Source organism: Hyunsoonleella sp. 2307UL5-6, from assembly GCF_047345485.1.
Classification (GTDB): domain Bacteria; phylum Bacteroidota; class Bacteroidia; order Flavobacteriales; family Flavobacteriaceae; genus Jejuia.
Genome location: NZ_JBLFEN010000004.1, coordinates 109137 through 121872, shown reverse-complemented (window position 1 = coordinate 121872; position 12736 = coordinate 109137). Strand labels below are relative to the sequence as shown.

Genomic DNA, 12736 nt, shown 5'->3' with positions numbered 1-12736 from the left:
ATTAAGAAAGAACTGAAAACCATTGATGTTTTACAATACTCCAGTCAAAATCCTTTACTTTTCGTCTTGCGTTTGTTGTTATTTCTGATAAAAATAGTTCGTCATTTTTTAGCTTTAAAATAGCTGATTTAAAAGCCTCTTTAGTATTTGATGCTACTAAAATACCATCAATATTATGTTCTATTAAATATGGTAACCCTCCAACATTGTTAGATACTACCGGCAAACCTAAAGCCATGGCCTCAATAACGCTAACTGGCATATTATCGATAGTTGTAGTATTGATAAAAACATTAAAGTCTTCTGCTTTTTTATGCCATTCTTTTTTTGATAGCTTGCCAGTAAACTCTACCTCAACGTCTATTTTTTTTGCATATGCCTTTGTGGTTAATAAACTGCCATCATTATCTGGCCCTACCATGCATAAACTAGCTGGAATATTATTTGTTTTAAATGACTTTAAAATACTAACTGCTAATTCTGGATTATATATGCTAGAAAATGATCTTACCCATAGCATACGAATAGTATCAATATCTCTTTTCTTAAATTGATACTGCTTAAGTTCTATAACATTAGGAATATGAGTGATATTATTAAAACCTGCTGTTTTAAATTCAGACATTAAATATAGAGAAGGTGCTACATTAATATGTGCATTGTTAAAGAGGCGATTAGATAATTTTGGAGAAGTTTTTAATCGGCTTGGTAGGTTGCCTCCATGTAAAATAGGGATATATTTTAATTTTAAATAAAAACACATTATACCGCACAAATAAGCGTAATAAAAGTTTGTTGTACTGTAGGTATCTATTAATACAACGTCAGTGTTTTTTTTACGCTTTATGATATGAAATAGCATATCTAATAATCTAAGTACTTTATTTTTTTTATTTGAAGTTTTGGTAACATTATAGCCTTCCCCTTGCAATAAAGCACTTAGCGTATCTATTGTTGTAGCAGTTTTATTATTTTGAGATAATTGGTTTCCTATGTAAAGGATATTTTTCAAATTAATTTAAAGTTTGTATAATTTTAGTTTGCCTTCTTTGTGAATTAATTCACATTGCTGCACATTACTTGTAGTCACGAAATAATCCGTATTAAAACGTTTTAAATAACTTACAACTTCATTGATTGATTTAAAACTATTAATTTTTTTAATCCGTTTTTGCCAATCAATAAATTGCTTAGGATTACCTTCTATTAGCATTGAAGCACCTTTACCATCAAAAATTACTGATCTTTTAGTAGCACCTCTAAAAATAAAACTGCCGCAGATAACTGCGTCTGTTGGTGTGTTTAATTTAATATATTTCGACATTTTATCAATATACAGTTCATGATCTCTTAAACTAGTAAAAACACTCAAATTATGAGGTAAAATTGATGTTGATATATCGTCTCCAAAAAACGGTACTTGTTTAAATATTTTAGTTTCACTAAATACTAATACAACCATGTATACAGAAAAAATATATGGTACAATTTTAGGTTTTTTTAATTTTAAAAACACATAATCTAATAAAAAAGCTAGTGCAAAAAAACCTGGAACTATCGCTACTTTTTGCATTCTTACTAATTGAAAAGACATCCTTAAATTCATGCCTAAAGCATTATTTAAACTATGCTCAATTGGTATGCTAAATGTTGGAATTAGTATTAAAATTATTGTTATACCTAACAACAATTTTGCTTTTTTGTGATGATATTTTTCTCTTAAAGTCAATAAAAAATAGGCTATTATTGGTATAATAAAAAACAAGGTTTTAAAACTTAACCACTGTTTTAAAAATAATATAGCATTTGTAAAATATGCTGGAATTCTAGTATTAAATGCATAATTAAACGCTGCAATGTCATAAGTTACACTAGAAGATGTTTTGCTAAAATATGTAACAATAAATGGAAGCATACCTATAACAATTGCAAAAACTAATATCAAAATTTTAAATAAAGAAAAGCGTTCTCTAATACTTGAGAAATTATAAACGAGCATTGTTATTAAAGCTAAAAAACTCAAAATACCTCCCAAACCAGAAATAGGATGAAAGTTGAATATAAAACCAATAAAAAAACTTGCTAAAAGAAGTTTTTTAAATGTGTAGGACAGTAGTAGAAACGGAATTGGCAGTAAAGTAATATATACTGTTCTAGGCATCATAGTCCATAAATCTGAAATACCCCATATTTCAAGACCTGGTAACCATACAATACCCCTCATAATTATTGAAACTAATAAACATACCCAATAATTATCTACAAATTTAAATAACAGAAAAAACCAAAGTATCCCAAATAGCAAATGACATATTAACCCCATTACATTAATGGCTCTTACATAATTGTAATTTGTAAATTTTGCAATAAAACGCAATGTTTGCACATAAAATGGGGTATAATATTTTACATTATTAATATCATTTAAAAACAAATCCTCTTGAAATAGATTTGGGTTATCAAATTTTTGAGCTACAGGTATTATATTTTGAATATCAGAGGATAACTCGCTGTAATTTGCATTTAAGTTATCTACATAATACCCGATAGCAATTATAACGTTAAGCAAAATTACTAACGTATATTTAGCTTTGCTTAACCTTTTCATCTTAGAGATTTTGGTGCTTTAACAATATCATAGTGTATTGCTTGTAGTAGTAGTTGAAACCCCAAAATGATAGTTAGTGTAACTAACATGATTGTTCCTGTTGGTGCAAAAATTTCTTGAGAGCTGTAAAACCACCAATTATATATACCATAAATGAGCCCAAATAAAAATAATGGTAGCCCTAGTAAAATGTATACAGAAGACATATTGAAATCGTAAACAAAATAAGATTTTATAATACGCTTTATAAAGGTTTTAAATAAGCGCGGTAAAAACACAAAAGGCATTTTCCAAACGCTCATATTTGATATTTCTTCACCATAAATTGCTGGCATTGAAACATCGTAAATTCGTGCTTCTTGAAAATAAAGCTCAGCAATTAAAGAGGTTTCAAAATAATAACGATTAGATATTTTATTAAAATCTAATTTTTTTAAAGTATTGGTTTGTATTGCAAAAAAACCATTTGTTGGGTCGAAGTTATTCCAATAACCTGTAGCTACCTTAACTAGAAAAGACAGCATTAAATTACCTAGCTTTCTACTAAAAGGCATTTTGTTAAGTGCTTTAAAATCTCTAAATCTATTTCCTTTAGCATATTCTGCTTTATTAGTTACCAAAACCTCAACTAAATCTTCAATATAATTAGTATCCATTTGGTCATCAGCATCTAACTTAATCACAATATCTACTTCATCAATTATAGCCTTTTTAAATCCTTTTTTAGTTGCGCCTCCTACGCCTAAATTAGTTTTATTTTTTAAAGTAGTTATCTTTTCTATACTACTCAAACTAGTAGGTAAAGGCTCAGTACCGCAATCGTCTATTATATAAATTACATCAACAATACTTGGTAATTTATTTACAACCTGCTGTATGTGTTTTTTAGCATTATAGTAAGGTATAACTATAGCTATTTTACTTTTTTTGTACATTCTTAAAATAATAACGTGGTGCGATAAGCATTATCACAATTAATAAAAAGTATCCTAAAATAGTAAATAATGAGCGGTATATATATAAATGTTCTCCAAAAAACAGTGTAACTAACATTGCTAATATCAATCCATTTAAGGCCGATTTTAGTGATACAAGTTTACCAAATTTTAAATATAAATAATTAGTTATCCATTTTAAATATAAAAATAAGCCAACTAACCCCACTTCGTTTATCAAACTTAAGTAAATATTATGAGCTGAAGATTGAATAAGAAGCCTATTATTTAAACCTATTCCTAATGGGATAATTAGTGGATTTTCTAATAGATAATACAAATACCGTATTGATAATTCCTTTCTACCAGATCCTAAATCTTCGTATAATTCTGTGACATTTAAATTCTCTCCGGTAAGCAAACGCGGATCACTTACTTTATTTATCACTCTATTTTCAATAGTAGTTGTAATGGTTTCTATTAATTCTAGATTTAAAAAAAATGCAACAATTACTCCGATAGAAAGTATTATAGATAAGCCAAAAAACTTTTTTGTTTTTGATACAAATAAGTAACATATAAAAACTATTAGCGCTAAATATGTAGTTCTAGAACCAGATACACCTATGGTAGCTAGCGATGTAAAAAAAGCAGCAAGTATGAGTATTTTATTTACTTTTAACTGTGGTTGTAATAGTAACCCCGTTGCAAAAACAAATGAAAACAACATGTTCATTCCTAAATTAATTTTATTGGGCCCTAACGCGCCAGATAAAAAACCTCCGTAAGAAATCTTATAAATATAATTCCATAAAAAAGGTACTAGTCCTGCATGTTGCGCAAATACCAATAAAGCCTCAGCTACAGCCAATATTAGTATTAAGCTAGCTGCATATTTGTAATTAGAGCGCTTACGTAAATACATAGCCATAAGTATGGCAGTATAAAAGAAAACTAAAAAATGGTAATAATACAAACAGGTTTGAACAAACCATAAGGGTCTTGCTTTGTAAAGGCTAAATACTAAATTAAATATAAGGCTAAATCCTGCCCAAAGTATAAACGCATGTAAATACTTAAAATAGGTTTTTGATTTTATAAAAGTTCTAAATAACTGCTGGTTATTAAACACTATAAATAGTACAACTAAACCTGCTAAATCGTATAATCGTAATTCATTTTGACCAATAGCACTGTATGTTAAAGCAGGTAAATTATAAAAGTAAGAGATTACCATTAGCGCTAAAGCTAATTTAACGTAAATTGGCCTAAACAATAATTCTATTTTTTTATTAATGTATGCTGTTTTATTCATTAATACTTAAATAGTTTTATAAATGCTCATTAATTTATGAATTGTAGTTTCTTTTGAAAAATCTTCCTTCACTTTCTGATGCAGAGATTTAGCTGTTAATTTAGCCTTTTCTGGATACTTTATGTAAAACTCAATAGCATTTTGTAATTCTAAAATAGCTTCTGAAGGTATTAATTGCCCATATTTTCGATTTGAAATCACTAAGTTACAATCGCCCACATTTGTAGCTACTACAGGAAGGCCAGCGAGTGCGTACTCAATTAAGGCTAAAGGTAACCCTTCAGATTTTGAAGATAACACTCCAATATTACATGCGTTTAAAATAGCTGAAATATCTAAACAACTCCCATAAATAAATACAGTATTACTAAGTTGATACTTTTCAATAAGAGATATTATAGATTTTGAGTATTCATCTTTAAAATTTTGACCAACCAAATGTAAACTCCAATCTGGATATGTTTTACTTACTTTTTTAAAAGCCTTAATAAGCGTTACATGATCTTTTTGAGGTCTTAAATTAGCTAAACACACCACACGTTTATTTACTACTCCTTTAAGTTGTGTTTGTAAACTAATGGTATCTAACTCTGCGTAATTTGATAAATAACTAACAGAAGATGCATGTAAATGTAGTCTAGCCCAGTTTACCAACTGATTATTTACACTAAAAATGTGGTTAAAAAACTTAGAGCAAATTTTTAAAATAGCTTTTGGGCGTTTACTTAAAAACTCACTTTCACCATAATGGTCATGCCATATAAGTTTTATTTTAGGGTTTAAGCACTTTATTATTGTGGCTATAAAAAATGATGTAGCATGTGCATGTATAAGAGATATTTTATTATGCTTCACATACGTATTCAACAATCGTATAGCCTTAACATCAATAGTAGATATTCTATTTAAAAACAGGTACTTAACCTCTTCCTTTACTGTAGATTTTAAAGCACCTTCTTTTCGAGTAGCACATAAAAACGACGCTGTTATCTTTGTAGAAAGCGTATTAGCTAAATTTACCGCAACACGCTCTGCGCCACCAGCTTCTAAAGTATCAATAAGTTGTAATACGCGCATTTACGGTTTAATTAGTTTTTTAATCTCTTTATCAAATTTTTCAATTGTAAAGTGTTGAGACCATTTTAAAGCTAAATTTGACATATCATTTAAAGCACTTGGTTGCTGTAAATAGCTTTTAATTTTTGCCACGGCTTCATCTAATTCATTTACAATCAAAATACCGCGTTTACCATAATCTAGCATGTTAGGTACACATGATATTGGCGTTGCAATAGGAATTACTCCAAAAAACATAGCCTCGGCTATAGCTTTAGGCCAGCCCTCAGATTTAGATGCTAAAATACTAAAATGAGAAGTTATTAAACATTGCTTAATAGTTTCTTTATCTTGATTTCCATGAAATTTTACAATAGTTTCTAAAGCATTATTTTCTGCATATAACTTTAACTCTTGCATCAAAATACCATCACCATAAACATCTAATGATACATTATAATTTTCTTTATGTAGCCTTTCAATAATTTTTATAGCAAACAAAGGTTGCTTTCCTTCCACTAAACTGCCTATAAAAACAAATTTTAATGTATTTGAGTAATCCCTAGCTTTTGGTTTTATTCTATCCTCCTTTTTAAAAGTAGCAGTAAAAAACGGTTTTATATTTTTAGATTGATCTTTCCATTCACCATAAACAATAGCGGTTAAACGTTTAGTTAAAAACGTATTAGACAATATATTTTTTTGAACCTTATAACTTAAAGGCTGTTTGGATTTAGGATCCCAATTGCCAGCATATTTAGCCGTTTTTAATTTCTTTGGAAAGCATATTTGCACAAAACACCCCAATAAACCAATGTTTCCTGGGCAGCGCAAATGTATATGGTCTGCCCTATTACAAGCTTGTATAAGTTTTAAAAGAATAAAAGGAATTGATACTACTGATAGTATACTTTTACCTAGTGTAACAAAAGCAATTGATGGTATTTTAGTAAAGGTTATTTTAGAGTGATGATAAGCAGTTTCTATTACAGTTGGGGTATTTTTAATCATTGGCGCAACAATCTCAACCTCATCAACGTATTTTAACCATAAGTTCATCTCGCGTACATATGGCGCGTAGGCAAACCATAAGTTGTTTTTAGGTTTATGTAAAACATGAGTGATGATTAAAAAACGCATTACTGTAATTTAGGTTTGTTAAATATAAGCGAAAACCATCCAGTAATTCTACCTAAAGTCTCTGTAAAGGCTTTTTTCTTTTCTTTTGAAGTTAACACATTACTACCTCTAATAAGTGTGAGCAAAAACGATGTTGCATAAAATTTTATTCTAGCCTTTACATTTGGGTTACTATATTTTACGCGCCATATATACCACCCATTACGTACCACCATTTTACCATAATGGTATTGGTTTGGTCTACCAGAGCCATCATGATGGTGAGATAAACGGGCATTTGTGTTTATATATAACTTACCAATTTTAGCAATTCTTAAGGAAAAATCAGCATCTTCATACAGGCCATAACCTTCAAAATAAGTAGAGAACTTTAAAGTATTAAAAACATGTTTTTTATAACTAGATACGCCACCCATAATTTGTTCAACCTCGTATATTTTACCCGAAGGTGGTAAAAAACTTACTGATCGCCCATGGCTGAATGTTGGTAAATACCCAGGATTAGTATCTGGTGCTAACCCAAATTTCTGTCTTATTTTATATCTAAAAGGTTCATTACGCATCCATCCATCATAATAAAATTTTTGATTACTATCACGCTTATCAGAATTCTCCCAAGCAACTTCATTTGTAATATAACCACCTACCGCCATAGCGTTTGGGTACATTTCATAAGTTTTTATTAATTGCTCGAAATAATCACTTTCTAGAATTACGTCATCATCTAAAAAACACATAATATTAGATGTAGCTCTTGCTTTTTCTATACCATAATTACGTTGTTTTGTTAAGCCTCTATTAAGCGCTTTAACTCTAAAATATTTAAGGTTTCTAAATTCATACTTAAAAAGTGCTTCTTCAGTCTCATTATTTTTTGAGCCATCTACTATTATAATTTCATCAGGATAGTGCGTTTGAGTTTTTACAGATTGTAATACCCTTAACAAGCTTTTAGGCCGCATATACGTACATATAATTACTGAAAAAGCTGCCATTATTTTAATTTTGATTTAAAATCTTCGTAAACCTGCAAAAAGTACATGTCGCGTTGTAAGGTATTTAACCATAACGCTCTGTTTGAGCGTTGTATGTCTTCAAACTCTTTACTAGATAAGCTTTGATGGAACTCTATGATATGTTGTGCTACACTTTTTTTATTATTTTCATTAATTATCAAACAATGCTTATTCCAATCAATTTTATTGTGTAGCGGAAATTTACAATCTGTATTTACAACAACAGGAATTCGCCCAACAGCTAATGTTTCATAGAATCTAACAGAAAAATTTCCAACACCTCGTAAGCAGAATGTATATCCATTTTCAAAAATATTAGCATAAAACGCTTTTGATGTTTCATTTTGTTTTAAAGTAGAATCTGAGCCTGCTCGGTATTTATTTCGCCATATAAAGTTTGAATTAATTGCCTTATTCAAATTAAGCTGCTGCAAGTATTTTGCTCTTTTTATGCTTGATGGATAAAAGGCTTGTTTATCAACTAAAACCCTATTAAAAACTCTTTTTAATTTTAATTTTAAAAAATTACTATACTCCTTAATATATTTAAAAATACCCGATTGAGCATGACCTACAAAACCAACAGACGGTTTATCTTCTTTTTTTAAAGGCGAGAAAGACGTAGTTAAATAAGTTGTATAAGGATCGTTAATAAATGAAGGAAGTATAAATGAAGTTTCATTTAACTTACTATTAAAACCTCCCAACCTAAACGTATATGTATTTGGTATATAATTAGTAAAACCAAAATCGCCACCCGTATAAATCCATATAGGTTTTTGATACGCTTTTGCAGCATTATTTAATACAGAAAACGCCAGTTTGTGTTTTAAAAACGATGTATAGTCTATTGGAAAAACAACAATATCGGCAATAGAAACCTCTTTAATAATACTATAATTATTTAATAAATTTTCGTGCTTTTTAAATACCAAATCAAATAGTAAAGGAAATACCTCGTGCCTATATTGTTCAGTTAAAAAGCTAGTATCTGTAAATAATTTTAGCATTATAATTTAGTCTGAAGTTTAGCATACCAATTTAAGCTTTGTTGCCATTGCTTTTTAAAATGATTCGCAAATTTAAATGGATTTCGTTCTTGTCCATTTTTATAACTTTGTAAACCTAATAATAACTTATAGCCAAGTAATTGTTGTTTGGTAAAATAAGTTTGATATAATAATTGAATGGTTGGTGATGGTTTGGGTTGTATTTCATCGTCTTCCCAAGGTTGTTTTATTTTTGTGCGATAACCACCAATTGGTGCTTTTAAATGTGTTATTTTTATATCTGAAAAATAAATAATATCGTGTCCTTTATTTCGTAATTGCATTCCAAAATCGTTATCCTCTCCAAAACCATGTTCATATAGTATATTAAACCTCTTGCCTTGTAAAACGCTACTTTTAACCATACTAGACCCAGCTCCAAAAACCGTAGTTTGGTGTGTTTTAAGATAGGTCTGTATTTGTTTTGGTAATAAACACGCGTAACTTGCTACGCTAACTCCATAATTTAAAATTTCATGAAAAGATGTCTCGAAAAAGTCAAACCCTATTCTAATATCATCATCTGCAAAAAAAACCCACTCATTCTCAATATACTCTAAAGCTATATTTCTAGCATTACATACTCCTGTTTTATTGGTAAAAACATGTTTTAACTTAAAGGGCCAATTCTCATTATTTAAATAATCTAGCTTAGAAATAGAGTCTTCTGTAGGGTTTTGTTCTACTACAATAACTTTTTTTGGCATAAGTGTTTGTTGAGATAAATCCTTTAAAATATCATATAAATATTTTTTTCTACCAATTGTGGGTATAATAACATCAATTGATTTTTTATTTAATATTTTATTATTTGATTTGATTTCTATTTGTTCTAAATTAAAATCTACATGCAGTTGTTTGTAAAATAACGATTTTAAAAGTGGAAAAAGTTTCAATCGCTTTTCATAAATTAAGTAACATCCAAAAAGAAACCAAACCCAAACCCATTTATAATGTTGCTTTGTAAATTTAAAGTATGAATAGGTTGACGCTTGCACTATCTTAGTTTTAGGCTCTACGTTTTTGTGTAGTAAGTTTGGTTCAGAATAACAAAATAATCCTTCTACCATATACCGTTTTGCTAAAGAATTCAAAAAATAATCTAAATCAGTATTAAATTTTAAATCAGAATTTAAAGTATTGATTATTTCAGCATAAACCCCTCCAACATTACTGCTCATCAACCATGTGGGATAACTAATTTTTTTATTAATCTTTATGAAAAAAGAACGCTCTATATACCCTATTTTTTTTTGTAAAAAACTATCTTTTTGAGGGGTGAAAGTGGCTAAAATTCGCTTATGGTGAAAAATACTGGAAAGTGCTTTTATATTTAAATCATTTAAGTAATTGATATGACACCAAACTATTAATGCATTTGGAAACTTTTGAGACACTCTTTTTAGCATAATTGTAGGGGATACAATAGTGCTAGACATATCAATTTCTTGCATATCACTATTTAAAACTTTTAGAGTTTTGTTATGTTGATGTGCAATAATTATCATTCTTCTAAACATTCAAATACAGAGTTGCCAACTATAGCAGCATACTTAGAAAAACTACTATTATACATTGGGTTTACTTTTACAAAATAAACCTTTTCACTTTTAGACAACATAAAAAAATCTACCAAAGTTTTTAAATGTCCGTTAGGCGCTTTAGAATTTACAAAATTATCCATATGAAGAGGAACACCTTCAATTATATTAATATCAGTATTAGTTTTTACATAATTTATAAAGTTAATACTATCTGAAAAAAGATATGCCTCTAGCTTATATTGATTACTAGTTTTATTAATAATTTTTACTACTTTTTTACTCAACACCTCTTGTTCCTTAACTGTTAATATTTTGGTTGTAGTATCTACAAAATCTCCCATTAAAGTTGTAAAACGGGTATGAAATGCAATATATGGCTTCGCTATTAGCGTATTAAGTTCTTGCTCTAAAAATTTACTTTTTTTAAATAATTCGTTAAAACTATTACGCCAATTGTGTTCTAATTCTTTTTGATTTAAGCTGGGGAATATGGTTTTAGAATAATCAATATTAGTATACATATAAAATGTATTTGCCGAAGATTTTGCTATTAGCTCCATAGGGTTTGCCCCAAAATCGTTTATTAAATACATGAATTTAGTCTTTGTGGGGTGACATTTTATGGCGTTTCTATTATAGCTCCAATCTATTGCATTAGGTTCTAAAAAACTATTTAATTTAAAAGGATTATCAAATAAAATTTTAAAATCATACCCTAATACCTTTGCAATTTGGTAACAAGATACTATACCTTTTAATCGATCTACAAATCCGCCATGAGAAAACACACCATCAAAACAAACTACAATTTGTTTAGTTTTGGATTGTTTTAAATTAAAGTAGCGCACATAATACAAAAAAAGCTTAATGCTGTTTTTCGTTTTACCTAAAAACTGTTTTAGCGCTTTAATACTCATTTAATAATTATTTTTAGAAATTACCTTCTTGTAAAAACTAATATTTTCTTCTACTATAAGATCAATGTTAAATTTTTTCTCAACTTTCTTTCTTGCAGATTTACCTATTTTAACACTCAAATCTCTATCATCAAAAAGCGTTATTATTTTTTCAACATACAGCTCAGTTTCCTTTGGGTGTAGTAAATAGCCATTAACACCATCATCAATAATCTCTTGCGCCCAACCTATACTTGTGTTTACTACAGGTTTTTGTAGTGCCATACTTTCTACCGTAACCATCCCAAATGTTTCTGCAAAACTTGGAAATACACACACATGAGCGTTTTTAATATGAGTAGTAATTTCAGCATAAGATACTTTTCCTAGATAATTTGTACTTGCTTTGGCTTTATCTGAAAATATGTCTTGCATCAATTTATAAGTTGATACACCTTTTCTTATATCAACAGCGTCACTTCCTATTAGTATCAATTTAGCATTAGGCTCTTTTTCTATGACTTTATTAAAGACTTTAGCTAACTCTAAAACGCCCTTTTTTCTAATTACCGTGCCAATGTAGAGTAAAGTTTTTGGCGTAAACATATTTGGAGTCTTATTTTGAAAATTTTCTAAATCTATACCATTAGCTATTACGTTTATTTTATTTGGTGCTAAGCTAAATAGTTTTGCTGTTTCTTCTTTAGTAAAATTGGTTGGAGATATGTATGCAGACGCCTTTTTAAATGCCATTTTTTCGAAAACAAAATTTTTAAATTTCTGTTTTCGCTTTTCTAATTTACAGAAATAGGCATCGGTACCATGAAAACGAATTACTAATGGTACACTAAACTTTGTAAACATTGTTATACCTGTCCAATCTGGCGCTTCAATAATACTAATATTTTCTCTTGTTATAACAGCATTAATATAATTTTGAAGATGTTTTCTATAAAAATACCAAGTACAATATTTATAAGATTTTTTAGCAATTAAGTGAATGGTAACTCCTTTTTCTTTAATTACAGTATAACTTTCTTGATGATACACAAAAATCGTAACTTCTATGTTTTTTGCAACCAAGGCCTCTACCAAGTTTTTTATACTAGTACCTATACCAGCACTGGTATTTACTTTTGGGTGTGGGTATTCTGGTGTTAAAAAGGCTATTTTCACT

11 protein-coding genes are annotated in these 12736 nt (G+C 29.0%); all 11 read right to left on the bottom strand.

The annotated features are described in order from the left end of the window. Window position 1: 1 nt before the first annotated feature. The 11 genes from ACKGJY_RS08615 to ACKGJY_RS08565 are packed head-to-tail and all read right to left on the bottom strand — an operon-like array spanning window position 2 to window position 12735. A complete protein-coding gene (locus ACKGJY_RS08615; RefSeq protein WP_413973477.1) occupies window positions 2–1012 on the bottom strand; it encodes a glycosyltransferase family 4 protein in 1011 nt (336 codons plus the stop codon). A gap of 6 nt (window positions 1013–1018) precedes the next feature. Next, complete coding sequence (locus ACKGJY_RS08610; protein WP_413973476.1) at window positions 1019–2608, bottom strand: hypothetical protein; 1590 nt, start codon at window positions 2606–2608, stop codon at window positions 1019–1021. Then, window positions 2605–3543: a glycosyltransferase family 2 protein gene (locus ACKGJY_RS08605; protein WP_413973475.1), complete on the bottom strand. Its 939-nt coding sequence runs from the start codon at window positions 3541–3543 to the stop codon at window positions 2605–2607. Before ACKGJY_RS08605 ends, ACKGJY_RS08610 begins: the two co-directional genes overlap by 4 nt. Beyond that, the gene (locus tag ACKGJY_RS08600) at window positions 3527–4858 is read right to left on the bottom strand and encodes an O-antigen ligase family protein (RefSeq protein ID WP_413973474.1); all 1332 of its coding nucleotides are present in this window, start codon (window positions 4856–4858) and stop codon (window positions 3527–3529) included. Before ACKGJY_RS08600 ends, ACKGJY_RS08605 begins: the two co-directional genes overlap by 17 nt. A 6-nt stretch (window positions 4859–4864) precedes the next feature. Then, a complete protein-coding gene (locus tag ACKGJY_RS08595; RefSeq protein WP_413973473.1) occupies window positions 4865–5935 on the bottom strand; it encodes a glycosyltransferase in 1071 nt (356 codons plus the stop codon). Next, the gene (locus tag ACKGJY_RS08590; protein WP_413973472.1) at window positions 5936–7054 is read right to left on the bottom strand and encodes a glycosyltransferase family 4 protein; all 1119 of its coding nucleotides are present in this window, start codon (window positions 7052–7054) and stop codon (window positions 5936–5938) included. Further along, the gene (locus tag ACKGJY_RS08585) at window positions 7054–8049 is read right to left on the bottom strand and encodes a glycosyltransferase family 2 protein (RefSeq protein WP_413973471.1); all 996 of its coding nucleotides are present in this window, start codon (window positions 8047–8049) and stop codon (window positions 7054–7056) included. Before ACKGJY_RS08585 ends, ACKGJY_RS08590 begins: the two co-directional genes overlap by 1 nt. Then, complete coding sequence (locus ACKGJY_RS08580; protein WP_413973470.1) at window positions 8049–9080, bottom strand: hypothetical protein; 1032 nt, start codon at window positions 9078–9080, stop codon at window positions 8049–8051. Before ACKGJY_RS08580 ends, ACKGJY_RS08585 begins: the two co-directional genes overlap by 1 nt. Beyond that, window positions 9080–10627 carry a glycosyltransferase family 2 protein gene (locus ACKGJY_RS08575; protein WP_413973469.1) on the bottom strand — a complete coding sequence of 516 codons (1548 nt, stop codon included), beginning with the start codon at window positions 10625–10627 and terminating at the stop codon, window positions 9080–9082. The genes ACKGJY_RS08580 and ACKGJY_RS08575 overlap by 1 nt, the downstream gene beginning before the upstream one ends. After that, on the bottom strand, window positions 10624–11580 hold the full coding sequence (locus ACKGJY_RS08570) for a hypothetical protein (RefSeq protein ID WP_413973468.1): 957 nt from the start codon (window positions 11578–11580) through the stop codon (window positions 10624–10626). The genes ACKGJY_RS08575 and ACKGJY_RS08570 overlap by 4 nt, the downstream gene beginning before the upstream one ends. After that, window positions 11581–12735 (bottom strand): glycosyltransferase family 4 protein, encoded by a 1155-nt coding sequence (locus ACKGJY_RS08565; RefSeq protein ID WP_413973467.1) that lies wholly within the window; start codon window positions 12733–12735, stop codon window positions 11581–11583. Window position 12736 lies beyond the last annotated feature (1 nt).